The sequence below is a fragment of the Pseudomonas crudilactis genome, from assembly GCF_013433315.1.
GTDB classification, from domain to species: Bacteria; Pseudomonadota; Gammaproteobacteria; order Pseudomonadales; family Pseudomonadaceae; genus Aquipseudomonas; species Aquipseudomonas crudilactis.
The window spans coordinates 1-24,652 of record NZ_WXVV01000002.1 but is presented as its reverse complement, the minus strand read 5'-3'; the positions used below and the strand labels follow the sequence as shown (position 1 = coordinate 24,652).

General features: G+C 60.4%; 26 protein-coding genes and 1 other RNA gene. 15 read left to right on the top strand and 12 right to left on the bottom strand.

The window, feature by feature from the left end:
* Nucleotides 1-77: 77 nt before the first annotated feature.
* Nucleotides 78-746: a gamma-glutamylcyclotransferase gene (locus tag GTU76_RS02535; RefSeq protein ID WP_175555596.1), complete on the top strand. Its 669-nt coding sequence runs from the start codon at nt 78-80 to the stop codon at nt 744-746.
* Here the strand turns inward: GTU76_RS02535 and glpT are convergent.
* Nucleotides 722-2,071, bottom strand: coding sequence for a glycerol-3-phosphate transporter (gene glpT / locus GTU76_RS02530; RefSeq protein WP_016985912.1), 1,350 nt, complete (start codon nt 2,069-2,071; stop codon nt 722-724). The genes GTU76_RS02535 and glpT overlap by 25 nt on opposite strands.
* A 224-nt stretch (nt 2,072-2,295) precedes the next feature.
* Here glpT and GTU76_RS02525 point away from each other — a divergent pair, with 224 nt between their 5' ends.
* The gene (locus GTU76_RS02525; RefSeq protein WP_026000662.1) at nt 2,296-2,925 is read left to right on the top strand and encodes a flagellar basal body-associated protein FliL; all 630 of its coding nucleotides are present in this window, start codon (nt 2,296-2,298) and stop codon (nt 2,923-2,925) included.
* Between the two features lie 6 nt (nt 2,926-2,931).
* On the opposite strand, the gene GTU76_RS02520 is transcribed toward GTU76_RS02525, so the two are convergent.
* Nucleotides 2,932-3,909: an NADPH:quinone oxidoreductase family protein gene (locus GTU76_RS02520; protein ID WP_016985914.1), complete on the bottom strand. Its 978-nt coding sequence runs from the start codon at nt 3,907-3,909 to the stop codon at nt 2,932-2,934.
* Between the two features lie 150 nt (nt 3,910-4,059).
* On the opposite strand from GTU76_RS02520, the gene GTU76_RS02515 reads away from it, so the two are divergent.
* The gene (locus GTU76_RS02515; protein WP_026000663.1) at nt 4,060-4,467 is read left to right on the top strand and encodes a flagellar basal body-associated protein FliL; all 408 of its coding nucleotides are present in this window, start codon (nt 4,060-4,062) and stop codon (nt 4,465-4,467) included.
* Between the two features lie 115 nt (nt 4,468-4,582).
* Here GTU76_RS02515 and GTU76_RS02510 read toward each other — a convergent pair whose 3' ends face one another.
* Nucleotides 4,583-5,035 carry an EVE domain-containing protein gene (locus GTU76_RS02510; RefSeq protein WP_016985916.1) on the bottom strand — a complete coding sequence of 151 codons (453 nt, stop codon included), beginning with the start codon at nt 5,033-5,035 and terminating at the stop codon, nt 4,583-4,585.
* Between the two features lie 198 nt (nt 5,036-5,233).
* Here GTU76_RS02510 and GTU76_RS02505 point away from each other — a divergent pair, with 198 nt between their 5' ends.
* Nucleotides 5,234-5,389 carry a hypothetical protein gene (locus GTU76_RS02505; protein ID WP_016985917.1) on the top strand — a complete coding sequence of 52 codons (156 nt, stop codon included), beginning with the start codon at nt 5,234-5,236 and terminating at the stop codon, nt 5,387-5,389.
* Nucleotides 5,390-5,425: 36 nt separating this feature from the next.
* Here GTU76_RS02505 and GTU76_RS02500 read toward each other — a convergent pair whose 3' ends face one another.
* The 4 genes from GTU76_RS02500 to GTU76_RS02485 form a co-directional block, all read right to left on the bottom strand.
* On the bottom strand, nt 5,426-6,031 hold the full coding sequence (locus tag GTU76_RS02500; RefSeq protein ID WP_016985918.1) for a 5-formyltetrahydrofolate cyclo-ligase: 606 nt from the start codon (nt 6,029-6,031) through the stop codon (nt 5,426-5,428).
* 79 nt (nt 6,032-6,110) lie between these two features.
* Nucleotides 6,111-6,289, bottom strand: a non-coding RNA gene (ssrS, locus tag GTU76_RS02495) — 6S RNA.
* 30 nt (nt 6,290-6,319) lie between these two features.
* Nucleotides 6,320-6,637 carry a cell division protein ZapA gene (locus GTU76_RS02490; RefSeq protein WP_007967943.1) on the bottom strand — a complete coding sequence of 106 codons (318 nt, stop codon included), beginning with the start codon at nt 6,635-6,637 and terminating at the stop codon, nt 6,320-6,322.
* Nucleotides 6,634-6,843, bottom strand: coding sequence for a TIGR02449 family protein (locus GTU76_RS02485; protein WP_016985919.1), 210 nt, complete (start codon nt 6,841-6,843; stop codon nt 6,634-6,636). The genes GTU76_RS02490 and GTU76_RS02485 overlap by 4 nt, the downstream gene beginning before the upstream one ends.
* Nucleotides 6,844-6,961: 118 nt before the next feature.
* Between GTU76_RS02485 and GTU76_RS02480 the strand changes: the two genes are divergently transcribed.
* The 10 genes from GTU76_RS02480 (at nt 6,962) to gcvP (ending at nt 19,683) form a co-directional block, all read left to right on the top strand.
* A complete protein-coding gene (locus GTU76_RS02480; RefSeq protein ID WP_016985920.1) occupies nt 6,962-7,522 on the top strand; it encodes a YecA/YgfB family protein in 561 nt (186 codons plus the stop codon).
* 27 nt (nt 7,523-7,549) lie between these two features.
* Complete coding sequence (gene pepP, locus GTU76_RS02475; RefSeq protein ID WP_180698015.1) at nt 7,550-8,884, top strand: Xaa-Pro aminopeptidase; 1,335 nt, start codon at nt 7,550-7,552, stop codon at nt 8,882-8,884.
* Nucleotides 8,881-10,068 carry a 2-octaprenyl-6-methoxyphenyl hydroxylase gene (ubiH, locus tag GTU76_RS02470; RefSeq protein ID WP_180698014.1) on the top strand — a complete coding sequence of 396 codons (1,188 nt, stop codon included), beginning with the start codon at nt 8,881-8,883 and terminating at the stop codon, nt 10,066-10,068. The genes pepP and ubiH overlap by 4 nt, the downstream gene beginning before the upstream one ends.
* Nucleotides 10,061-10,546 (top strand): DUF4442 domain-containing protein, encoded by a 486-nt coding sequence (locus GTU76_RS02465; protein ID WP_095049393.1) that lies wholly within the window; start codon nt 10,061-10,063, stop codon nt 10,544-10,546. Before ubiH ends, GTU76_RS02465 begins: the two co-directional genes overlap by 8 nt.
* 9 nt (nt 10,547-10,555) lie before the next feature.
* The gene (locus tag GTU76_RS02460; protein WP_175555749.1) at nt 10,556-11,773 is read left to right on the top strand and encodes a 2-octaprenyl-3-methyl-6-methoxy-1,4-benzoquinol hydroxylase; all 1,218 of its coding nucleotides are present in this window, start codon (nt 10,556-10,558) and stop codon (nt 11,771-11,773) included.
* Nucleotides 11,774-12,019: 246 nt separating this feature from the next.
* A complete protein-coding gene (locus GTU76_RS02455) occupies nt 12,020-13,024 on the top strand; it encodes an extracellular solute-binding protein (protein WP_016985925.1) in 1,005 nt (334 codons plus the stop codon).
* A 244-nt stretch (nt 13,025-13,268) separates the two neighbouring features.
* Nucleotides 13,269-14,885 carry an ABC transporter permease subunit gene (locus GTU76_RS02450; protein ID WP_180698013.1) on the top strand — a complete coding sequence of 539 codons (1,617 nt, stop codon included), beginning with the start codon at nt 13,269-13,271 and terminating at the stop codon, nt 14,883-14,885.
* A gap of 156 nt (nt 14,886-15,041) precedes the next feature.
* Entirely contained in the window at nt 15,042-16,124 is a 1,083-nt protein-coding gene (gene gcvT, locus GTU76_RS02445) for a glycine cleavage system aminomethyltransferase GcvT (RefSeq protein WP_016983817.1), read from the top strand.
* Nucleotides 16,125-16,173: 49 nt separating this feature from the next.
* Entirely contained in the window at nt 16,174-16,557 is a 384-nt protein-coding gene (gcvH, locus tag GTU76_RS02440; RefSeq protein ID WP_016983816.1) for a glycine cleavage system protein GcvH, read from the top strand.
* Nucleotides 16,558-16,809: 252 nt separating this feature from the next.
* A complete protein-coding gene (gene gcvP / locus GTU76_RS02435) occupies nt 16,810-19,683 on the top strand; it encodes an aminomethyl-transferring glycine dehydrogenase (protein ID WP_180698012.1) in 2,874 nt (957 codons plus the stop codon).
* 188 nt (nt 19,684-19,871) lie between these two features.
* On the opposite strand, the gene GTU76_RS02430 is transcribed toward gcvP, so the two are convergent.
* The 5 genes from GTU76_RS02430 to GTU76_RS02410 form a co-directional block, all read right to left on the bottom strand.
* Nucleotides 19,872-20,189 carry a DUF2388 domain-containing protein gene (locus GTU76_RS02430; protein ID WP_016983814.1) on the bottom strand — a complete coding sequence of 106 codons (318 nt, stop codon included), beginning with the start codon at nt 20,187-20,189 and terminating at the stop codon, nt 19,872-19,874.
* A gap of 69 nt (nt 20,190-20,258) precedes the next feature.
* Nucleotides 20,259-20,702 (bottom strand): NfeD family protein, encoded by a 444-nt coding sequence (locus GTU76_RS02425; RefSeq protein ID WP_016983813.1) that lies wholly within the window; start codon nt 20,700-20,702, stop codon nt 20,259-20,261.
* A gap of 3 nt (nt 20,703-20,705) precedes the next feature.
* Nucleotides 20,706-21,626, bottom strand: a complete 921-nt coding sequence (locus GTU76_RS02420; protein WP_016983812.1) for an SPFH domain-containing protein — start codon at nt 21,624-21,626, stop codon at nt 20,706-20,708.
* Between the two features lie 80 nt (nt 21,627-21,706).
* Nucleotides 21,707-23,491, bottom strand: coding sequence for a type IV pilus assembly ATPase TfpB (tfpB, locus tag GTU76_RS02415; RefSeq protein WP_175555588.1), 1,785 nt, complete (start codon nt 23,489-23,491; stop codon nt 21,707-21,709).
* 92 nt (nt 23,492-23,583) lie between these two features.
* Nucleotides 23,584-23,922, bottom strand: coding sequence for a hypothetical protein (locus GTU76_RS02410; protein ID WP_016983810.1), 339 nt, complete (start codon nt 23,920-23,922; stop codon nt 23,584-23,586).
* A gap of 126 nt (nt 23,923-24,048) precedes the next feature.
* Here GTU76_RS02410 and GTU76_RS02405 point away from each other — a divergent pair, with 126 nt between their 5' ends.
* Nucleotides 24,049-24,513, top strand: a complete 465-nt coding sequence (locus GTU76_RS02405; RefSeq protein WP_016983809.1) for an Lrp/AsnC family transcriptional regulator — start codon at nt 24,049-24,051, stop codon at nt 24,511-24,513.
* Nucleotides 24,514-24,652: the final 139 nt, after the last annotated feature.

The window sequence follows — 24,652 nt, the reverse complement described above, 5'->3', positions numbered from 1 at the left end:
ACATATGTGCCTTATTGTTACAGCGGTGCGTTCTATTAAGTAATTCTTCACCCGCGGGGAGCTGAACGCTATTCGCCATGAGCGCCATTGAAAACGCTTTTCTGAATTTGAATTACCCTCCGCGGCTCGATCTTGGGCCGCAGCTGACGCATGAACAACTTCTCGCTTCCATGCAATCGACCATGGCGCGCCACAAGGGCGGGCCGGTGTGGCTGTTCGCCTACGGTTCGCTGATATGGCGCCCGGAATGTTCGGCGGTGGAGCGGGTTCGCGGGCGCGTGCATGGCTACCATCGCGGCTTGTACCTGTGGTCCCACGAGCACCGCGGTACGCCGGAAATGCCGGGACTGGTGTTTGGTCTGGATCGTGGCGGTTCGTGCAGCGGCTTCGCTTATCGCTTGCCGGAAGACAATCTCGATGCGGCGCTGTACGCGTTGTGGAAACGCGAGATGCCGGTGCCATCCTATCGGCCACACTGGCTCAACTGCCGTCTTGCCGACGGTAGCCAGGTGCAGGCCTTGGGATTCGTTTTGGAGCGACACCTGCCCAGCTATGCCGGCAACTTGCCGGATCACGTGCTGAGCCAGGTGTTCGCAAGCGCTTGCGGGCGTTACGGCACCACTCGCGATTATGTCGAGCAGACCGCCCACGCCCTGCGCAGCCACGCCATGCCAGACCGTAATCTGGAGGCGCGGCTCAAGCGCTGTAAATCACAAAGCGATCAAGCGACTGCTTCACGGCTCTGACTGGCGACTTGCTTGTGCCATAGCGTCGGGGCGAGGAAGGCCATCGCCAGCAGGCAAGCGCCCACCAGCAGCACGAAACCACCGTCCCAGCCGAAATGGTCAACGGTGTAGCCCATCGCCGCACTCGCCGCGACCGAACCACCCAGATAACCGAACAGACCGGTGAAGCCCGCAGCAGTGCCAGCGGCTTTCTTCGGTGCCAGTTCCAGCGCCTGCAGGCCGATCAGCATCACCGGGCCGTAGATCAGGAAGCCGATCGAGAACAGCGCGATCATGTCGACGGTCGGGTTGCCGGCCGGGTTCAGCCAGTAAACCAGCGTTGCCACGGTCACCAGCGCCATGAACACCATGCCGGTCAGGCCACGGTTGCCACGGAAGATCTTGTCCGACATCCAGCCGCACAGCAGCGTGCCCGGAATCCCCGCCCACTCGTAGAAGAAATAAGCCCACGAGGTTTTATCCACGGTGAAGCCCTTGGCTTCTTTCAGGTAGGTCGGTGCCCAGTCGAGCACGCCGTAGCGCAGCAGGTAGACGAAGACGTTGGCCATGGCGATGTACCAGAGCATTTTGTTGCGCAGCACGTATTTGACGAAGATCTCTTTCGCGCTGAATTCGTCTTCGTGGCTGGCGTCGTAGCCTTCCGGGTAATCGTTCTTGTATTTCTCGATTGGCGGCAGGCCAACCGATTGCGGGGTGTCGCGCATGGTGATGAAGGCGAACACCGCCACGCCCAGCGCCACCGCTGCCGGTACGTAGAACGCTGCATGCCAGTCGTTGAACAAGCCCATGCCGAGCAGGAACAGCGGGCCGATCAGACCGCCGCCAACGTTATGCGCCACGTTCCACACGGACACCACGCCGCCGCGTTCCTTCTGCGACCACCAGTGCACCATGGTCCGGCCACTTGGCGGCCAGCCCATGCCCTGGGCCCAGCCGTTGATGAACAGCAGAATGAACATCATGGTCACGCTGGACGTTGCCCAAGGTGCGAAACCGAAAATGAACATCACCCCGGCCGACACCAGCAGGCCGAACGGCAGGAAGTAGCGCGGGTTGGAACGGTCGGACACCAGGCCCATGAGGAATTTCGACAAACCATAAGCAATGGCGATCGCCGACATCGCCAGGCCCAGATCGCCGCGGCTGTAGCCTTCGTCGATCAGGTACGGCATGGCCAGGGAGAAGTTTTTGCGCAGCAGGTAATAACCCGCGTAGCCAAAGAAAATACCGGCGAAGATCTGCCAGCGCAGACGTCGGTACGTGCTGTCTATTTTTTCTTCAGGCAATGGAGCCTGATGTGCGGCAGGACGAAAGAAAGCAAACATTCAAGAGCTCCAGATTTCTTGTTTTGACTGCGGATGCGAATGTTACAGTTTCGTTACCGAAAATAGCACCGGTTCGCATCGAGCAAATAGCGGAAAATGTTGGAAGTCGCGCGTTCCTTTACGAACCTGTCGCTCAGCTGTAAGAACAGGGCGTTTTTGTGGCGGTCGGGACGTTGTGGCTTAGACTCGCGATCTACAGATCGACTGATTTCGCGAGATAAACGATGACCCCGAAAGTTCGCAGGCTATTGCCCAGACTGTTGATGGTTGCTGTTGTGGCTGCTTCAGTGCTGGTGTTGAGCTTCGCGCAGGGTTCTGCAGCGCCAGGCCTGCGCAATGTCACCGTATTGATCGTCCGCCATGCGGAAAAGCCTGAGGTGGGCCGTGAACTCAATGCCCGGGGCGAGCAGCGCGCCGTTGCCTACGCGGACTATTTCACCTCGTTGCAACTGGACGACCAGGCACTCACGCCCCAACGTCTGATCGCTACCGCCGACAGCCCGGAAAGCATCCGACCGCGTCAGACACTGATTCCGCTGTCCCAGCGCCTGCAATTGCCCATCGAACAGCCGTTTGCCAATAACGACGTCGACAATCTGGTCAGTTCGCTGCGCAAGAGCAATCAGGCGAAAACCGTGCTGATTGCATGGCACCACAGCCATATCAACAAACTGATTGCCGCCTTCGGCGGTGATGGCCCGATGCTGATCGGCCAGCCGAAATGGCCGGTCGATGTTTACGATTGGCTGATCGTTCTGCGCTTCGATGACAAGGGAAAGCTTGTTGAGTCACAGAGCGAAAAGGTTCAGGAACATCTGATGCCGGGCGACATAGCGGCGTCGCCCGGTCGTTGAAGAGTCTCAGCGAACCTGCACCACCACCTTGCCGACAGCCTTGCGCTGGCCAAGATCATTGATCGCCTGCGCCACATTGCTCAGCGGATAGACCTGCGACACCAGCGGTTTCAACTTGCCCTCGGCAAACCAGCCGAATAACTGCTGGAAGTTCGCCGCGTTGTCTTGCGGCTGGCGCTGGGCGAAGGAACCCCAGAACACGCCGAGCACCGCCGCGCCTTTGAGCAGGGCAAGGTTGACCGGCAGTTCCGGAATCCGACCGCTGGCGAAGCCGACCACCAGCAGGCGGCCGTTCCAGGCGATGGCGCGAATGGCTTGGTCGAACAGGTCGCCGCCGACCGGGTCGTAAATCACATCGGCACCCTGGCCGTCGGTGAGGCGTTTGATTTCGTCCTTGAGGCTGGCTTCGCTGTAATTGATCAGCTCATCGGCGCCGGCCGCTTTGGCCACCGCGAGTTTCTCCGCGCTGCTGGCAGCAGCGATGACGCGGGCGCCCATGGCTTTGCCGATCTCCACGGCGGCCAGGCCGACACCGCCGGACGCACCGAGCACCAGCAGGGTTTCGCCCGGTTGCAGGTTGGCGCGTTGCTTGAGCGCGTGCATCGAGGTGCCGTAGGTCATGCTGAAGGCGGCAGCGATGTTGAAATCCATCGACGGCGGAATCGGCAGTACGTTATAGCCCGGCACCGCGACCTGTTCAGCGAAACTGCCCCAACCGGTCAGGGCCATGACCCGGTCACCGACCTTGAGGTGGCTGACCTTCTCGCCGACTTCGCGAACCACGCCGGCCGCTTCGCCACCCGGTGAAAACGGAAAGGGCGGCTTGAATTGGTACTTGCCCTCGATGATCAGCGTGTCCGGGAAGTTGACCCCGGCGGCGTGCACGTCCAGGAGGATTTCGTTCTTCTTCAGGGCGGGACTGGCGACGTCTTCCAGCACCAGCGATTCGGCAGGGCCGAAGGCTTTGCACAGCACGGCTTTCATCAGGGCTATTCCTTTGGGAGTGATGGCCGATAAGTGTAGGTGTGTCAGTCAACGGGTCAACGAGCATACCCGGCCCTGATAGTCAGCCATAAGCTTGTGCTTGCGCGGCGGGTCGTTATGCTAGGCCGCAAACCGGATAAGGAGCGAATTGTGAAAGCGTGGATCATGTTGTTGCTGGCCCTGTCTCTGCCTGTGGCAGCGCTGGCCGAAGAAGCCAAAGAAGGCGAGGCGCCGAAGGTAAGCTACATCACCCTGAGCCCGCCGTTCGTGGGTAACTATGGGCTGGACGGCACGCCGAAGCTCAAGGTCTACAAGGCCGATGTGGCACTGCGTGTGACCGGTGAAGAGGCGAGCAAACTGGTCAAGGCCAACGAACCACTGATCCGCAATCAGCTGGTAGCGCTGTTCACTCAGCAGACCACTGAGGCAATGGGTAGCATTGAAGGCAAGGAAAAGCTGCGTCAGGAAGCGTTGAAGCAGACCCAGCAAGTGATGAATGACGAGACCGGCAAGCCGGTGGTTGAAGATCTGTTGTTCAACAACCTGATCATTCAGTAAGTCATTTGTTGTCCGGGCGGGCCTCTTCGCGAGCAGGCTCACTCCTACAGTTGGAATGCGTTCCCCTGTAGGAGTGAGCCTGCTCGCGATGGCAATGTTTCAGGCGACATTTCCCTCAGGGTTTAAGCGCAATCACCGCCGCCCACTGCTCCGGCGTTACCGGCATCACCGACAGCCGCGAGCCCTTCTGTACCAACGGCATCTCCGCCAGCGTGGTCTGCTGCTTCAGATAATCCAGCTTCAACACCCGCGCAAACGTCTCGACGTGTTCAACGTCAATCGCACTCCACGCGTTCTTCTCCTGCGTAGCCTTGGGATCGAAGTAATGGCTCTCCGGTTCCAGTGCGGTGGGATCCGGGTACGCCGCCTCGATAATCTTGCCAATCCCGGCAATTCCCGGCTCCGGGCAGCTGGAATGGTAGAAAAAGAACTCGTCGCCCACCGCCATCGCCCGCAGAAAGTTACGCGCCTGATAGTTGCGCACCCCGTCCCAGCGCGCTGTGCCAAGTTTTTCCAGGCCTTTGATCGAAAGTTCGTCGGGCTCGGACTTCATCAGCCAATAGGCCATGGTTTTTTGCTCCTGAAACGGTCATTGGGCAGGTTGTCGGGCAATTTTATGACAAACCGACAGTCGGTTGACGTCAGCGTTTGCGCACAGGTTCACGTTGCCGCAAAATGCCGGCCTTTAAAGCTTGACGCTGCTGCACGGCCTACAAACGGAAACCGCTGCTGTCATCGTGATGATGTGCCTTGAGGGGGGCAATCGATGAAACGCAAACCGGATTTACTATGGACTTTGGTAATTTTGTTTGGCTTGGGTGTCGTGACCACCGGTTACGCGCAGAGCCTGTGGTCGAACAAGGCCGACGCGCCGATTGAAGTCGCGCAACAGGTTCAACAGTCGACCGCTTTCAAGCGCTGAAACTGCTTTCTCGACGCCGCTGTTCCGTGCGGCGTCCTATCCCGCGAAATACCACGCCTTATCGGTGACCGTGCCTTGCAACGGTACATCCCAGCTTGCTTGCGCCAAGCGTTCGACCTTCTGACATTCATGAGCCAGCCCTAATAGCGTCGGCTTGCGCCAGTTCTGGCGCCGGGCCAGATACGCGAGGCTGCGATCGTAAAATCCGCCGCCCATCCCCAGGCGTCCGCCGACGTCGTCAAAACCCACCAGCGGTAACAACACCAGATCCAGCGCCCAGACCTTGCGTTGCCTGGCCAGATTGGCCCGCGGCTCAAGAATGCGAAAGCGATTGGCTTTGAGCTTCTCGCCGGGGCGAATGCGCTGGAAGACCATTTTGGTTCGCGGCCAGGCACTGAGCACTGGCAGGTACGTGGCTTTGCCTCGGCGCTGGGCTTCACGCAGCAGCAGGCGCGGATCGATTTCACCGTCGGTGGGCAGGTACAGGGAAATGTGTTTCGCCCGACGAAAGTGCGGGTCTTGGGCCAATTGCCGGAACAGGCCTTTGGCCGCTTGGCGTTGCTCGCCCGGCGTGAGCGCGCGGCGCGCCTTGCGCAGCAGGCGACGAAGTTGCGGGCGGGGCAGCAGCGCGGGTTCGGTCATGGTTCGGCTTCGGCAGGTTGGACGAAAACGTACGCATAAAAAATCCGATGTCGGCATTCACCGACATCGGATTCGAATCAGGCTCCCCGGATGAACCGCTGTCAACTTAGCCCTTGAACCCGAAAGTTCAAGGTGGAAGATGCAGTAGACTTTAAGGCTTTCCGTCTGGCGGACATGCACACCAGCCCAACGTGCAACTTCCAGGGTAGTGCGAATCGGCTCAGGGACATCGTCAACTGGCAAGCACCCCAGGGAGTGCGGCGAGTATACCTCAAGCGGCCTGGCGAATCAGCCCTTGCTGATGTCCGGATCGTCGGCGAGCACCAGATCGACACGATCGAGCAAGTCACGCACCTGTTCACGGGTCGAACCGCTGGCCTGGATGTCCGGGCGCTCTTCTTTGTGCAAGAGGTCATGGGTGATGTTCAGCGCGGCCATCACGGCGATACGATCGGCACCAATGACTTTGCCGCTGCTGCGGATCTCGCGCATCTTGCCATCCAGATAACGCGCGGCACTGACCAGATTGCTGCGTTCTTCCTGCGGGCAGATGATCGAATACTCTTTGTCGAGGATCTGCACGGTGACGCTATTGCTTGAACTCATGAGTCTTGCTCCAGGGCCTTGAGGCGCGAAATCATCGATTCGACCTTACGCCGGGCGATTTCGTTTTTTTCAATGAGGTGAGCGCGTTCCTCGCGCCAGGTCTTTTCCTGAGCTAGTAAGAGTGCATTTTGACTCTTTAGTTGCTCGACTCGGCCAATCAGCAGTTCGAGTCTGGCCATCAGCGCTTGCAGGTCGTTGTCTTCCATTGGTTTCACTGTCTGATGGGTTAGCTGGCGGACAGCCTTTAATAGTCTTGGCGAGTCTGTCGATGTAGGATACAAGGCCTTCATTCTAGACATAGCGCCGTCTGGCGCCTAGCTGCCCATGACCATTGCGAATTCCCCGTACCAAGCCTTTGCCACCCTGCTGACCTCCAGCGGCCACAACGTCTCGCCTGCCGAACTGCACGGCGTGCTGCTCGGGCGCAGTTGCGCCGGTGCCGGCTTCGATAACGAAGGCTGGCTGATCGACGCCGCCGAACTGCTCGAAGGCGACATCCAGGACAACGTCCGCAACGCCCTGATCGGCCTGCAAGAGATGGTCAAAGGCGAGCTGACCGGCGACGACGTCACTGTCGTTCTGCTGCTGCCGACCGATGACGCGCCGCTGGCCGACCGCGCCGCTGCACTGGGCGAGTGGTGCCAGGGCTTCCTCAGCGGGTTCGGCCTGAACTGCCGCGACAGCAGCATGCTCAGCACTGAAGCCACCGAAGTGCTGCAGGATCTGGCCGCCATTTCCCAAGTGCAAGACGCCCTCGAAGAATCCGAAGACGGCGAAACCGACTACATGGAAGTCATGGAGTACCTGCGCGTCGCGCCGCTGCTGCTGTTCTCGGAAACCAAGAAAACCGACGTGCCGCCAGCCGCCAAGCCGTCGCTGCATTAATCGCGTGCCAGGGAAAGCCATCTGCCCATGACCCATATCCCGAAAGCGGAATACAGCCGTCGCCGCAAGGCCCTGATGGCGCAGATGGAACCCAACAGCATCGCGATCCTGCCCGCCGCCGCGGTGGCCATTCGCAATCGCGACGTCGAGCACGTCTATCGTCAGGACAGCGACTTCCAGTACCTCAGCGGGTTTCCCGAGCCGCAGGCTGTCATCGTCCTGATGCCCGGCCGTGAACATGGCGAATACGTGCTGTTCTGCCGTGAACGCAACGCCGAACGCGAATTGTGGGACGGTCTGCGCGCGGGGCAAGAAGGCGCGATCCGCGACTTTGGTGCCGACGACGCCTTTCCGATTACCGACATCGACGACATCCTCCCGGGCCTGATCGAAGGCCGCGACCGGGTGTATTCGGCGATGGGCAGCAACCCCGAATTTGATCGTCACCTGATGGACTGGATCAACGTGATCCGCTCCAAGGCGCACCTCGGCGCCCAGCCGCCGAACGAATTCGTTGCCCTGGATCATCTGCTGCACGACATGCGCCTGTATAAATCGGCGGCAGAAGTGAAGGTGATGCGCGAAGCCGCACGGATCTCGGCGCAAGCCCACATCCGCGCGATGCAGGCCAGTCGGGCCGGGCTCCACGAATACACCCTCGAAGCCGAACTCGACTACGAATTCCGCAAGGGCGGGGCGAAGATGCCGGCTTACGGTTCGATCGTCGCCGCCGGGCGCAACAGCTGCATCCTGCATTACCAGCAGAATGACGCGGTGCTCAAGGACGGCGATCTGGTGTTGATCGACGCCGGTTGCGAGATCGATTGCTACGCCAGCGACATCACTCGTACCTGGCCGGTCAACGGCAAGTTTTCGCCCGAGCAGAAAGCGATCTACGAATTGGTCCTGGCCTCGCAGGAAGCAGCGTTCGCCGAAATCGCCCCGAACAAGCACTGGAATCAGGCGCACGAAGCCACGGTTCGAGTCATTACCACGGGGCTGGTGAAACTCGGTTTGCTGCAAGGCGAGGTCGACGAATTGATCGCCAGCGAAGCCTATAAGGCGTTTTACATGCACCGCGCCGGCCACTGGCTGGGCATGGATGTACATGACGTCGGCGAGTACAAGGTCGGCGGCGAATGGCGCGTGCTGGAAGTCGGCATGGCGCTGACCGTCGAGCCGGGCATCTACATCGCCCCGGACAATCAAAACGTCGCGAAGAAATGGCGCGGCATTGGCGTGCGCATCGAGGACGACGTGGTGGTGACCAAAACCGGTTGTGAAATCCTCACCCACGGCGTGCCGAAAACCGTCGTTGAAATCGAAGCGCTGATGGCGCAAGCAAGGACACACGCGGCATGAGTCGAGTCAATCTGGCAATCATCGGTGGCGGTCTGGTCGGCGCCAGTCTGGCGTTGGCCTTGCAGACCGGGGCCAAGTCCCGTGGCTGGAAGATCGTCCTGATCGAGCCGTTCGCCCCCGGCGACAGCTGGCAGCCGAGCTACGATGCACGTTCGTCGGCGCTGTCCTTCGGCTCGCGGCAGATTTATCAACGGCTGGGCGTGTGGCAGGAAATCTCCCGCCGTGCCGAGCCGATCAAACAGATTCACGTTTCCGACCGTGGCCGCTTCTCCACCGCGCGTTTGTCGGCGATGGAAGAGGGCGTGCCGGCACTCGGTTACGTGGTGGAAAACGCCTGGCTCGGCCAGTGCCTTTGGCAGCACATCGACAAAGACGTGATCAGCTGGCGCTGCCCGGCGGAAGTCACGCGCATGGAGCCGCTGGCCGATGGCTATCGCCTCACCCTCAACGATGAAACCACGCTTGAATGCGATCTCGCGGTACTTGCCGATGGCGGGCGCTCCGGGCTGCGCGAACAACTGGGCATCAACGTGCGCAAGCGTCCGTACAACCAGAGCGCGCTGATCGCCAACATCACCCCGAGCGAAGCGCACAACGGCATGGCCTTCGAGCGCTTCACCGACGAAGGGCCGATGGCGCTGCTGCCGCTGCCGGAGAACCGCTGCGCTCTGGTCTGGACCCGTCTGGGTATGGACGCGCAGCGTCTGGCCGATTTGAGCGAGCGCGATTTCCTCAGCGAATTGCAAGGCGTATTCGGTTATCGCCTCGGTACGCTGAAACAGGTCGGCGCGCGACATTTGTACCCGTTGACGCTGGTCGAGGCCGAAGAGCAAGTGCGTTCGCATCTGGCCGTGCTCGGTAATGCCGCGCATAGCCTGCACCCGATCGCCGGGCAGGGTTTCAATCTGTCGCTGCGTGACGCCGATGCCTTGGCCGCTGCGCTGCTGGCCAGCGATAAGCCGCTGGGCGACTTCGCCACATTGCAGGCTTATCGCGAGCGTCAGCGTCTTGATCAGGACCTTACCGTCGGTTTCTCCGATCAGGTCACGCGGCTGTTCGGCAGCACGCAGCCATTGGTGTCGCTGGGCCGCAACATCGGTTTGCTCGGTCTCGACCTGTTGCCGCCGGCCAAACGCTGGTTTGCGCGTCAGGCCATGGGTTTGGGAACGCGTCCGGATGCTTAAGTGGTTGACCGCTAAATTCGGCAAGGCGCGGTTGATGCGCTGGGTGATGACGTTCTACCCGCCCTACCTCGGCGCTGGCGTACGCGTTCGGCACATCAGCGATGATTTCCGCGACGTTCAGGTGTCGATGGGCCTTGGCTGGTACAACCGCAACTACGTCGGCACGCAGTTTGGCGGCAGTCTGTATTCGATGGTCGATCCGTTCTTCATGCTGATGCTCATGGAAAACCTTGGCTCGAAGTACATCGTCTGGGACAAGGCTGCCGACATCGATTTCATTGCACCGGGCAAAGGCCCGGTGTTCGCCCGGTTCAATATCGACGAGACCTTGCTCGCCGAGATTCGCCGGCAAACCGCCAATGGCGAGAAGTACCTGCCGCAGTTGCAGGTCGACATTCATGACGGCGCCGGCAATCTGGTGGCGCGGGTCGGTAAAACCCTTTATGTGCGGCTCAAGCCGCAAGCGAGACAGGCTTAAAGCATGGACATGCGCGCAGATCTGCTGATTGTCGGAGCCGGAATGGTCGGCAGCGCCCTGGCGTTGGCGTTGCAGAACAGCGGGCTCGAAGTCCTGCTGCTCGACGGCAGCCCACTGAGCGTCAAACCGTTCGACGCTGAAGCTGCGTTTGAACCGCGCGTGAGCGCCCTGTCAGCGGCGAGCCAGCGCATTCTTGAACGCCTCGGTGTGTGGGATGGCATCGCCGCACGCCGCAGCAGCCCGTACACCGACATGCACGTGTGGGATGGCAGCGGCACCGGGCAGATTCACTTTTCGGCGAGCAGCGTGCATGCCGAGGTGCTTGGCCACATCGTCGAAAACCGTGTGGTGCAGGATGCCTTGCTCGACCGTTTGCACGATTGCGATCTGGGCATGCTGGCCAATGCGCGGCTGGAACAGATGCGTCGCTCCGGTGATGACTGGCTGCTGACGCTGGCCGATGGTCGACAGTTGCGCGCGCCGCTGGTGATTGCCGCTGACGGTGCCAACTCGGCAGTGCGACGTCTGACCGGTGTGGCGACGCGTGAGTGGGATTACCTGCATCACGCCATCGTTACCAGCGTGCGCAGCAGCAAGTCGCACCAGATGACCGCGTGGCAGCGCTTTACCGATCACGGGCCGCTGGCGTTTCTGCCGCTGGAACGTGACGGGCAGCAGGACTGGTGCTCGATTGTCTGGTCGACCACGCCGAGTGAGGCCGAGCGCTTGATGGCGCTGGACGAAGCGGATTTCTGTCGTGAGCTGGAGCGCGCTTTTGAAGGCCGTCTCGGCGAAGTCATCAGTGCCGATCCGCGACTGTGCGTGCCGCTGCGTCAGCGGCATGCCAAACGTTATGTGGCCGAAGGTCTGGCGCTGATTGGCGATGCGGCGCACACCATTCACCCGTTGGCGGGGCAAGGTGTGAACCTTGGTTTCCTCGATGCGGCGGTGCTGGCCGAAGTGTTGTTGCAGGCTGCGGAGCGCGGTGAGCGTCTGGCGGATGTGAAAGTGCTGAGCCGTTACGAACGTCGGCGCATGCCGCATAACCTGGCGCTGATGGCAGCGATGGAAGGGTTTGAGCGGTTGTTCCAGGCGGATCCGTTGCCGGTGCGCTGGTTGAGGAATGCCGGTTTGAAGCTGGTGGAGCAGATGCCGGAGGCGAAGGCGCTGTTTGTGCGGGAGGCTTTGGGGTTGACCGGGGATCTGCCGGCACTCGCCAAGGCCTGACATCTGTATTGAGGCTGACGGCCTCTTCGCGAGCAAGCTCGCTCCCACAGTGGTCGGTGTGAAACATCAATTTTGTGAACACATCAAACCCTGTGGGTGCGAGCTTGCTCGCGAAGGGGCCAGAGCCGACACCAAAGATTTCAGGCTGTGCAACATCTGGTAACTCCTTCAAAAAGAGTTCGATTGAGGTGGTAAATGTGAGTCCTTATCATTTGGCCCACATTTTCCGACCGAGAGACCACTCCCATGTTGGCACCCAAGCGTCTTCTGACCGCACTGGCCCTGACCCTGATCGGCAGTACAACCGCTCAGGCCGCTGATGAGGTGGTGGTTTACTCGTCGCGCATCGATGAACTGATCAAACCGGTGTTCGATGCCTACACCGCCAAGACCGGGGTGAAGATCAAGTTCATCACCGACAAGGAAGCGCCGCTGATGCAGCGCATCAAGGCCGAAGGTGAAAACGCCACCGCCGACCTGCTGCTTACCGTCGACGCTGGCAACCTCTGGCAAGCCGAGCAGATGGGCATTCTCCAGCCGTTCACCTCGAAAACCATCGACGCCAACATTCCGCTGCAATATCGCTCTTCGACTCATGCCTGGACTGGCCTGAGCCTGCGCGCGCGGACCATCGCCTATTCGACTCAACGGGTGAAGCCGGGTGAACTGACGACTTACGAAGCGCTGGCCGACAAGAACTGGGAAGGGCGCTTGTGCCTGCGCACGGCGAAGAAGGTCTACAACCAGTCGCTGACCGCGACCATGATCGAAGTCCACGGCGCGGCGAAGACCGAGGAAATCCTCAAGGGCTGGGTGAATAACCTCTCCACCGACGTGTTCTCCGATGACGTAGCGGTGCTGGAAGCGATCAACGCCGGCCAGTGCGACGTCGGCATCGTCAACACTTACTACTACGGTCGCCTGCACAAGCAGAAGCCGGAGCTGCCGGTAAAACTGTTCTGGCCGAATCAGGCGGATCGTGGCGTACACGTAAACCTGTCGGGCATCGGTCTGACCAAGCATGCGCCACACCCGGAAGCGGCCAAGGCTTTGGTCGAGTGGATGACCACGCCTGAGGCGCAGAAGATTTTTGCTGACGTGAACCAGGAATTCCCGGCCAACCCGGCGGTGGCGCCTTCCGAAGAAGTGGCGGCGTGGGGCAAGTTCATTGCTGATACCTTGCCGGTGGAAGTGGCGGGCAAGCGTCAGGCCGAGGCGATCCGGATGATGGATCGGGCGGGTTGGAACTGAATCGTTTCGAAAGATTTGTTTGATTCAAAAACCAGCCCCTCACCCCAGCCCTCTCCCACGGGAGAGGGAGTCGACTTGTGTTGTTTTCGACACTTGAGTTCGGCTCGATAATTCAGGTCGGCGTAAATCGAAAGAGCACCTCGGTCAGTCCCCTCTCCCTCTGGGAGAGGGTTAGGGTGAGGGCAGCAATCTCAACCTGAAACACCTCATCCAAGAACACCCCAATCCCCCCAGAGACCCAAAAGTGGCCCACCCCGCCCAACGCCGCTGGTACCCCATCGTCTTCACCATCGCCGCGCTGGTGCTGTTGCCGCTGAGCGTTCTGCTGCTCTCATGGCAGACCATCGACCAACAAATCTGGTCGCACCTGTGGCAAACCCAGATGCCGCGTCTGCTCGGCAACACCCTGACGCTGGTCGTTGGCGTCGGTGTCGGTGTGACACTGCTCGGCGTCAGCCTCGCCTGGCTCACCAGCCTCTGCGAATTCCCCGGGCGGCGCTGGCTCGACTGGGCGCTGATGCTGCCCTTCGCCATCCCCGCGTACGTGCTGGCCTTCGTTTTCGTAGGCCTGCTCGACTTCGCCGGTCCCGTACAGAGCCTGCTGCGTGAATGGTTCGGCACAGGCCTGCGCCTGCCGCGCGTGCGCTCCACCGGCGGGGTGATCATCGTGCTGGTGCTGGTCTTCTATCCCTACGTTTACCTGCTGGCGCGCACCGCGTTTCTCGCGCAGGGCAAAGGCCTGATGGAAGCCGCGCGAGTACTCGGTCAGTCGCCGTGGCAAGCTTTCTGGCGAGTGGCGTTGCCAATGGCGCGTCCTGCGATTGGCGCCGGCGTAGCGCTGGCGCTGATGGAAACCCTCGCTGATTTCGGCGCAGTGTCGGTGTTCAACTTCGACACCTTCACCACGGCCATCTACAAGACCTGGTACGGCTTTTTCAGCCTGCCGAGTGCGGCGCAACTGGCGAGTCTGTTGCTGCTGGTGGTGATACTGGTGCTGTATGGCGAGCGTCGTGCGCGTGGCGCCAATCGGGCGAGCAACGAGCGGCCACGGGTCAAAGCCCTGTATCACTTACGCGGGTTCAAGGCGCTCGCGGCAATGAGCTGGTGCGCAATGGTGTTTGCCTGCGCCTTCGTGATTCCGGTGCTGCAACTGGTTGTCTGGTTCTGGCAGCGCGGGCGTTTCGATCTCGATGAACGCTACGCCGGGCTGATTCTGCACACCCTTTATCTGGGCGGCATGGCGGCGCTGATTACCGTAAGCGTTGCGCTGCTGCTGGCGTTTGCCCGGCGCTTGGCGCCGACTCGGGCGATCAACTCTGGAGTTGGTCTGGCCAATCTTGGCTACGCCTTGCCGGGTTCAGTGCTGGCGGTGTCGATCATGCTGGCGTTCAGTTATCTGGATCGCGAACTGGTGATTCCGCTCTCCGCTTGGCTTGGCGGCGCCGGCAAGCCGTTGCTGCTCGGCAGTCTGGCGGCATTGTTGATGGCCTATCTGGTGCGTTTTATTGCCGTGGCTTATGGACCATTGGAAAACAGTCTGGCGCGTATACGGCCATCTTTGCCCGAAGCGGCACGTAGCCTGGGTGTCAGTGGGCCGCGACTGTTTTTCAAAGTGTATCTGCCGCTGTTACTGCCCGGCACGCTGAGCGCGGCGCTGCTGGTGTTCGTCGATGTGCTCAAGGAAATGCCCGCGACCCTGCTGATGCGCCCGTTTGGCTGGGACACGCTGGCCGTACGCATCTTTGAAATGACCAGCGAAGGCGAATGGGCACGGGCGTCATTGCCGGCGCTGACCCTGGTTCTGGTCGGGTTGTTACCGGTCATCGGCCTGATTCGCCGCTCTGCCCATCGAAACACTTAGTAGTGAGTCCTGAATCATGCGGCTACAATGCGCGGCATTCGGTGCGGTTCGTCTGACAGATCTTTTCGCTGAAATTGGTTGAAAGCCTTCTATTACGAGGCTTTCACGCTGTGCAGCGACTGTCCGCACCTTCGCCACGCCCGGAAGGAGAAACCCATGGGACAGCGTACGCCTCTGTATGACCTGCATCTCGCCCTTGGCGCGAAGATGGTCGATTTTGGCGGTTGGGACATGCCCCTGCATTACGGCTCGCAGGTCGAGGAGCACCACGAGGTGCGTCGCGATTGCGGGGTATTCGATGTTTCCCACATGACCGTAATCGACGTCACCGGTACCCAGGCCAAGGCCTGGCTGCAGCATTTGCTGGCCAATGACGTTGATCGTCTGCACCGCCCCGGCCGTGCGTTGTACAGCACCATGCTCAATGAGCGCGGCGGCATCGTCGATGACATGATCGTTTACCGCCTCGACGATGCGTATCGTCTGGTGTTCAACGCTTCGACCCGCGATCAGGATCTGGCCTGGATGAACGCGCAGCGCGGTAGTTACGACGTGCAACTGCACGAACGCGCCGAACTGGCGATGCTCGCCATTCAAGGCCCGCAGGCCCGGCACAAGATTGCCGAACTGGTGACCCAGTCGCGCGCCACGCTGATCCAGCACCTTAAACCCTTCGAAGGCTACACCGACGGCGACTGGTTCATCGCCCGTACCGGTTATACCGGTGAAGATGGTCTGGAAATCTGCCTGCCAGCCAGTCAGGCGCCGGGGTTCTTCAACGATCTGGTCGGCGCCGGCATTTCCCCGATCGGCCTCGGCGCCCGTGACACGCTACGCGTCGAAGCCGGGATGAACCTTTACGGTCAGGACATTCATCAGGACGTTTCGCCGCTGGCCTCGAATATGGCCTGGAGCATTGCCTGGGAACCGGCCACGCGCCAGTTCATCGGTCGCACTGCTCTGGAGGCGGAAAAAGCCGCCGGCGTTGCGCACAAACTGGTCGGCCTGGTGCTGGAAGAACGCGGTGTTTTGCGCGCTCATCAGGTGGTTCGTATCGCTGATGTTGGCGAAGGGGAGATCACCAGTGGTAGTTTCTCTCCTACGCTAAGCAAATCGATTGCCCTGGCGCGTGTGCCGATGGCAACCGCCGACCGCGCCGAAGTGGAAATCCGTGGCAAGTGGTACCCGGTACGGGTGGTCAAACCGACGTTCGTACGCCATGGCAAAACTTTGATCTAACCTTTTTTGGCGGGCATGACCGCTGACCCAATTCCCGAGGACACCGAAGATGAGCAATATCCCCGCTGAACTGCGTTTTGCCGAAAGTCATGAATGGGCACGTCTGGAAGCTGACGGCACCGTCACCGTGGGCATCAGCGATCACGCGCAGGAAGCGCTGGGCGATGTGGTGTTCGTCGAGCTGACTGAAGTAGGCAAGGTGTTCGCTGCCGAAGATCAGGCCGGTGTGGTTGAGTCGGTGAAAGCCGCGTCGGACATCTATTCGCCGATCAGCGGTGAAGTGATTGCCGTCAACGACGAGCTGGGTGGTTCGCCTGAACTGCTGAACTCCGACCCGTACGGCGCGTGGATCTTCAAGCTCAAGCCAACCGACAAGGCTGAGCTGGACAAGCTGCTCGATGCCGCTGCCTACAAGGCTGCCATCGGCGAGTAAGCGTTAAGCAATACCCAAAGCCCCGACCCGTCGGGGCTTTTTCATGGGCGGCACAAATCCCCTGTAGGAGTGAGCTTGCTCGCGAAGGCGGTTTTACATTCAACATCTTCCGCGACTGACACACCGCTTTCGCGAGCAAGCTCGCTCCCACAGGGTCAGTGTTGATCTTGAAAATTTAGCCTTGGCATGGGCTGCTATGCTGGTTTGACCGTGTTGCATTGACGCCGAGCGCCAGCCAAGAGAGAGCCCGTCATGTCCCAGTTGCCGTCCCTGAGCCAGTTACGCGACCCCGATGCCTTCCTGCGCCGCCACCTCGGTCCCGACGCCGCCGAGCAACAAGCCATGCTCGACAGCCTCGGCCTCGGCAGCCGCGTCGAACTGATCGAACAGACCGTGCCGCCGGGCATTCGCTTCAACCGCGCGCTCGATTTGCCCCCCGCGCTGGATGAACAAGCAGCACTGGCCAAACTGCGCGGTTATGCCGAGCAGAATCAGGTCTGGACCAGTCTGATCGGCATGGGCTACCACGGCACCCTGACGCCGACCGTCATCCTGCGCAACGTCCTGGAAAATCCCGGCTGGTACACCGCGTACACGCCATATCAGCCCGAGATCGCTCAGGGCCGGCTCGAAGCGCTGCTGAATTTCCAGCAACTGACCATCGACCTCACCGGCCTCGAACTGGCCAACGCTTCGCTGCTCGATGAGGCCACGGCGGCGGCCGAAGCCATGGCTTTGGCCAAGCGTGTGGCGAAGTCGAAGAGCAATCTGTTTTTCGTCGATGAGAACTGTCATCCACAGACCATTTCGGTGGTGCAGACCCGCGCCGAAGGCTTCGGTTTCGAGTTGATCATCGACGCGGTGGACAACTTGAAGCAGCACCAGGTGTTCGGTGCGTTGTTGCAGTATCCCGACACCCACGGCGAGATTCATGATCTGCGGCCATTGATCGATCACCTGCATGCGCAGCAAGCGCTGGCCTGCGTCGCCACTGATTTACTGAGTCTGCTATTGCTGACACCGCCGGGCGAGTTGGGTGCCGATGTGGTGTTCGGTGCATCCCAGCGCTTCGGCGTGCCGATGGGATACGGCGGGCCACACGCAGCGTTCTTTGCCAGTCGCGAGGAATACAAACGGGCGATTCCGGGGCGGATCATTGGTGTGTCGAAAGACGCCCGGGGTAACGTCGCGCTGCGCATGGCGTTGCAGACCCGCGAGCAACATATCCGCCGCGAGAAGGCCAATTCGAACATCTGCACGGCGCAGGTGCTGCTGGCCAACATCGCCAGTTGCTACGCGGTCTATCACGGTCCGGAAGGCCTGAAACGTATCGCCCAGCGCGTCCATCGGCTGACCTGCATTCTGGCGGCGGGGCTTGAGCGCAAAGGAATCAGCCGGGTCAATGCGCAGTTCTTCGACACCCTGACGCTGGAAGTCGGCGGTGCGCAAACGGCGATCATTGAAAGCGCTCAAGCCGCACAGATCAACCTCAGAATTCTCGGGCGCGGTCGTGTGGGGCTGAGTCTCGATGAGACATGCGATGAGAGCACCGTGGCCAAGCTGTTCGATGTGCTGCTCGGCGCCGATCATGGATTGAACGTCGACGAACTCGACGTCGAAGTGCTGGTTTCCGGTATCCCTGACAACCTCCAGCGCAAGACACCTTACTTGCGCCATCCGGTATTCAACGCCCATCACAGCGAAACCGAGATGCTGCGCTATCTCAAACAACTGGAGAACAAGGATCTGGCGCTCAACCAGTCAATGATCCCATTGGGCTCGTGCACGATGAAACTCAATGCCACCAGCGAAATGATCCCGATCACCTGGCCGCAGTTCGCCAACCTGCATCCGTTCGTACCGAGAGAGCAGGCACTCGGTTACACCTTGATGATCGAAGAACTGGAGCGCTGGCTGTGCGCAATCACCGGGTTTGATGCGATCTGCATGCAGCCCAACTCCGGCGCCCAAGGTGAGTACGCCGGGCTGCTGGCGATTCGCAAGTATCACGAGAGCCGTCAGCAGGGCGCGCGGGATATCTGTCTGATTCCGTCCTCGGCCCATGGCACCAACCCGGCTTCGGCGCAGATGGCCGGCATGCGTGTGGTGATTGTCGAGTGCGATGAAGCGGGCAACGTCGACCTTGAGGATTTGAAAGCGAAAGCCGCCGAAGCTGGGGATAAGTTGTCGTGCCTGATGGCAACCTATCCGTCGACTCACGGTGTGTACGAGGAGGGCATCAGCGAGATCTGCGAAGTTATCCACAAACACGGCGGTCAGGTGTACATGGACGGCGCCAACCTCAATGCGCAGGTCGGGCTGGCGCGACCGGCGGACATCGGCGCCGACGTGTCGCACATGAATTTGCACAAGACCTTCTGCATCCCACACGGCGGTGGCGGCCCGGGCATGGGGCCCATCGGCATTCGCGCGCATCTGGCGCCGTTCGTCGCCAATCATCCGGTGGTGCCAATCGATGGGCCGTTGGCGCAGAACGGCGCCGTCAGCGCGGCGCCGTGGGGCAGCGCGAGCATTTTGCCGATCAGCTGGATGTACATCGCCATGATGGGCCCGCAACTGGCGGACGCCAGTGAAGTGGCGATCCTGGCGGCGAATTACCTGGCGCAGCATTTATCCGGCGCCTTCCCGGTGCTATATACCGGGCGCAACGGGCGCGTGGCTCACGAATGCATTCTCGATCTGCGGCCATTGAAGGCGCAGACCGGAATCAGTGAGGAAGACGTCGCCAAGCGCCTGATGGATTACGGTTTCCATGCGCCGACCATGTCCTTCCCGGTGCCGGGAACCTTGATGGTCGAGCCGACCGAAAGTGAATCCAAGGCTGAACTGGATCGGTTTATCGGCGCCATGCTGAGCATTCGTGCAGAAATCACCGAAGTGCAGAACGGCAACTGGGCGGCCGAGGACAACCCGCTGAAACGGGCGCCGCATACCCTCGCGGATGTCACCGGAGTCTGGGAGCGGCCGTACAGCATCGAGCAAGGAATTACCCCGGATGCGCACACCAAGGCGCACAAGTATTGGCCGGCGGTGAATCGGGTGGATAACGTTTACGGCGATCGCAATCTGTTCTGCGCTTGTGTCCCGGTCGATGATTACCGCTGACATTCAGACTGTATGCGGTCCTTGTGGGAGCGAGCTTGCTCGCGAAGACGGCGTGTCAGTCGCCGCATATTTCGGATGTGAAATTGCCTTCGCGAGCAAGCTCGCTCCCACAGGGTTTTGTGCTGGGGTCAGAAGACAGGCAAAAAAATGCCGCTCGATTGAGCGGCATTTTTGCTTCGGCGAACGGCTTACTCGGAAGCCACGGCGTTCTTCGCCAGAATCGCATTCGCCAGTTCCATGTCTGTCGCCTGCAGGCCCGGATTGTCGGCGCGGACTTTCTGCATCGCGGCTTCCAGATACGGCCCACGAATGCCGCCGTCACTGGCAACGAAACTGCCGGCATCGTCCTGTGCGGCGATGATCAGCTTGTGATCCTTGAAGGTCAGATAGGTCGAACCGGTAGTCGCACCGGACGAAATGACGTTACGCCAAAAGCTGTCCGCCATGGCCGAACCAACGGGAAGGGACAGCAAGGCCAGAGTGGCGACAGCAAATTTGAGACGCATGATGAGATGACTCCTAGGGGTTAACTACGGCGTTGGATCGCCATTTCCACGATCCAGTTCCGTACCCGGCTATTCGGCGCTTTCCACCAGCAAAACCGCACCCTGCTGCCCGGTCACGCGCACGCGTTCGCCGAGCGCTGTGTCCGGCCCGCGAGCGATCCACACGCCATCGGCCACCTTGATCTTGCCGCGACCATCGACAATCGCCTCGCTGACCACGAACACTTTGCCGATCAATTCCTGACCGCGTAGGTTCAGCAGTGGTTGATCGCTGCTGCGCACTGCCGTGCGCTGGCGGCGCCACCAATACAGCGCCGTGAGAATCGAAAACACGGCAAACAGCAGCAGTTGAATCTCCCACGGCAGGGTTGGCAACACGAACGTGGTGACGCCGACAGCGGCCGCTGCCATGCCAATCCACAACAGGTAGCCGCCCGCCCCGAACACTTCGAGGATCAGCAACACGGTGCCCAGCCCCAGCCAGCTCCAGAAGGTGAACAGTTCGGTGGGCATGACTCAGGCCTTCTTGCCGTCGAAGGTCGCCTTGACGATTTCGCCGATCCCGCCCACGGCGCCGATCATCGAACTGGCTTCCAGCGGCATCAGGATCACTTTGCTGTTGTTGGCCGACGCCAGTTTGCCCAGCGCGTCGATGTATTTCTGTGCAACGAAATAGTTGACCGCCTGAACGTTACCGCCAGCGATGGCCTCAGACACCACTTTGGTCGCCTGAGCTTCGGCTTCGGCCTGACGCTCACGGGCTTCCGACTCGAGGAATGCGGCCTGACGACTCCCTTCGGCTTCGAGAATCTGTGCCTGCTTCTTGCCCTCGGCGGTGAGGATCGCCGAGGCGCGCAAGCCTTCGGCCTCGAGGATTTGCGCGCGTTTGATCCGCTCGGCTTTCATCTGCCCGGACATCGCCGCCATCAGATCGGCAGGCGGGCTGATGTCTTTGATTTCGATTCGGGTGATCTTGATGCCCCACGGCGCGGTGGCTTCGTCGACGGTGCGCAGCAGACGTTCGTTGATGTTGTCACGCTGGCTGAGCATCGCATCGAGTTCCATCGAGCCGAGCACGGTGCGGATGTTGGTTTGCAGCAGATTACGAATGGCGTGCTCAAGGTTGTTCACCTCGTACGCGGCCTGGGCGGTATTCACTACCTGGAAAAAGCACACCGCATCGATCTGCACCGTGGCGTTGTCGGCGGTGATGACTTCCTGCGGCGGGATATCCAGCACGCTTTCCATCACGTTGATCTTGCGCCCGATCCGGTCCATCACCGGAATGATGATGTTCAGCCCAGGCTTGAGGGTGTTGGTGTAGCGACCGAAGCGCTCGACCGTCCACTCGAAGCCTTGCGGCACGACTTTGAAGCCCATGAACAGGATGGCGACGGCCAGGGCCACAAACAGTAAAAGTACACTTCCGGTCTGCATAACGATTCCTTGTTGGATAGATCAGTGGCGCAAGTGTAACGGCGTGGCCCGGGGTTAAAAACAGATTGATGGCAATTTGCTCATTTGAGCTCGCTCTGCGGCGTCACGCGCAATACCTCTTCAACCGTGGTCAACCCCGCCGCGACTTTCTGCGCACCGGACAGACGCAAACTGCGCATGCCTTCCTTGAATGCCTGGCGGCGAATCGCCGTGAGGTCGGTGTCCGGGGTGATAAAAGCCTTGAGGCTATCGCTCAGTTGCATGATTTCGTAGACCCCGGCGCGGCCGCGATAGCCGGTGTCGCGGCATTCCACGCAGCCGATGGCGCGTTGTGCGTTGCTCGGCAACGGCGCCTGCCACGGGCGGGTCAGGGTTTGCCAGTCTTCCTCTGCCAGCGTCAGCGGCGCCTTGCAATGCGGGCACAAGGTGCGCACCAGTCGTTGGGCCATGACCCCGAGCACGGTGGCTTTGATCAGGTAATGCGGCACGCCGAGTTCGAGCAGACGACTGATCGCACTGGGCGCGTCGTTGGTGTGCAGGGTCGACAGCACCAAGTGTCCGGTGAGCGCCGCCTGAATCGCCATTTCAGCGGTTTCCAGATCACGGATCTCGCCGATCATGATGATGTCCGGGTCTTGCCGCATCAGTGCACGCACGCCGGCGGCGAAGCTCAGGTCGATGTTGTGCTGCACCTGCATCTGGTTGAACGCCGGCTCGACCATTTCGATCGGGTCTTCGATGGTGCAGAGGTTCACTTCCGGCGTCGCCAGTTTCTTCAGCGTGGTGTACAGCGTGGTGGTCTTGCCCGAACCAGTCGGCCCGGTGACCAGAATGATGCCGTTGGGCTGGCGGGTCATGTCCTGCCAGCGGCGCAAATCGTCAGCGCTGAAACCCAACTGGTCGAAATCCTTGAGCAGCACTTCCGGGTCGAAAATCCGCATGACCATTTTTTCGCCGAACGCGGTGGGCAGCGTTGAAAGCCGTAGCTCCACTTCGCCGCCATCCGGGGTCTTGGTCTTGACCCGGCCGTCCTGGGGTTTGCGCTTTTCGGCGACGTTCATCCGCCCGAGGCTTTTCAGGCGACTGACAATCGCCATGGTCACCTGCGGGGGAAATTGATAGACGTTGTGCAGCACGCCGTCGATGCGAAAGCGCACGGTGCCTTGTTCACGCCGTGGCTCGATGTGGATATCACTGGCGCGCTGCTGAAAGGCGTACTGGAACAGCCAGTCGACGATGTTGACGATGTGCGCGTCGTTGGCGTCCGGCTCCTGATCGCTGGCGCCGAGGTTGAGCAGTTGTTCGAAGTTGCCGAGATTGCCGCTCTGGGCGTCGGCATTGCTGGCGCCGCTCACTGATTTGGCCAAGCGGAAAAACTCGACACTGAAGCGCTGGATGTCCGCCGGGTTGGCCACCACCCGTTTGATCGGCAGTTTCAACACGTGGGTCAGATCGGCTTCCCAGCCGGTGACGTAGGGCTGGGCGCTGGCCACGGTCACCGCATCGCGGTCGACCGCCACGGCGAGAATCTTGTGCCGTTGTGCGAAGGCGTAGGACATCAATGGCGTGATTGCGGCGACGTTGATCTTCAGCGGGTCGATGCGCAAATACGGCTGACCGGCCTGCTGTGCCAGCCACAGGGTCAGACTTTCCAGGTCGAGATGCTTGCCCGGACGGCTGAGGTCGTCGAGTTGCTGGCTGGCGATAAATTCCAGTGGGTGCATCTGGCCATGTGCTGCATGGCGGCGGCGGGCATTCAGCGCCTGCTCCGCCGAGTCCTGGCAGATAAAGCCTTGGGCGACCAGTTCACGCAACACCTCGTTGAGTTCCAGCCAGCGGTCCTGAGTGGCGAGTTGAACGGACATGCGGGCTTCCTTTTGAGCGACAGTGCGCAAAAGAATAGTCGTGACCCCGCAGACCGTTGGGCCACTACCCGACGAAGCCGTTGCCGGATTTGTCAGCCGGCCGCTTGTGCCGGCGCATCCCAAACGCTATCGGCGTTTTGCAGGTTCACCGAGCAGACGCTGATCAGGTTACGAAGTTTTTCTGCGATCACTTGCGCGCGATGCCAACTGCAACCGCCGATGACGATGTCGATCGACATCAAGTCATCCATTCGCTGCACGTTGACCTGCTCGGGTGTGAGGAATTGCAGGGCGAACAGGTTGAGCACCCGCACCAGCAAGTCCGGCTCGGCCTCGGCGAGGATTTGATATTGCGCCAGGCAATGGGCGTTGCTGACGTTCCAGACATCGGCGCGCGTTGGCGAGGTGGTTACGGCTTCGAGGTGCGGCATGACGAGTCTCCAAAATCTCTGGAGGAATTTTTACATTCGGCGCGGGGTATTTCTTGGCTATGATCGGCGTTAATGACGGCTGATCGCAAAGATCAATTCGCATAATCCTGTTATTGAGGTTTTTCTATGCACAGCGAGCTGGACAGCTACGACCGCAAGATTCTCGCCCTGCTGCAAGAGGATGCTTCACTGTCGAGCGCGCAGATCGCCGAGCAGGTCGGCCTGTCGCAATCGCCGTGCTGGCGGCGGATTCAGCGGATGAAGGAGGAGGGGATCATTCGCGGCCAGGTGACCTTGCTCGATCGCAAGAAGATTGGCCTGAACACGCAGATCTTCGCCGAGATCAAACTCAACGCGCACGGGCGTTCGAACTTCACTGAGTTCACCGAGGCGATTCGCGGTTTTCCGGAGGTGCTGGAGTGTTATGTGCTGATGGGCGCGGTGGATTTTCTGTTGCGGATTGTCGCGGCGGACATCGAGGCGTATGAGCGGTTCTTCTTCGAGAAGCTGTCGCTGGTGCCGGGGATTCAGGAAGTGAATTCGATCGTGGCGTTGTCGGAGATCAAGTCCACCACAAGCTTGCCGGTTTGAGGTAAGGCGGTGGCCTCTTCGCGAGCAGGCTCGCTTGTATGGTAGGACTTGAAGGGAGGAGGAGGGACAAGGCTCGATTCTGACTGTTAGCGCAGTACAGACCGTGGGAGATTTCACCCTCCTCCTTTCACCCAAGCGC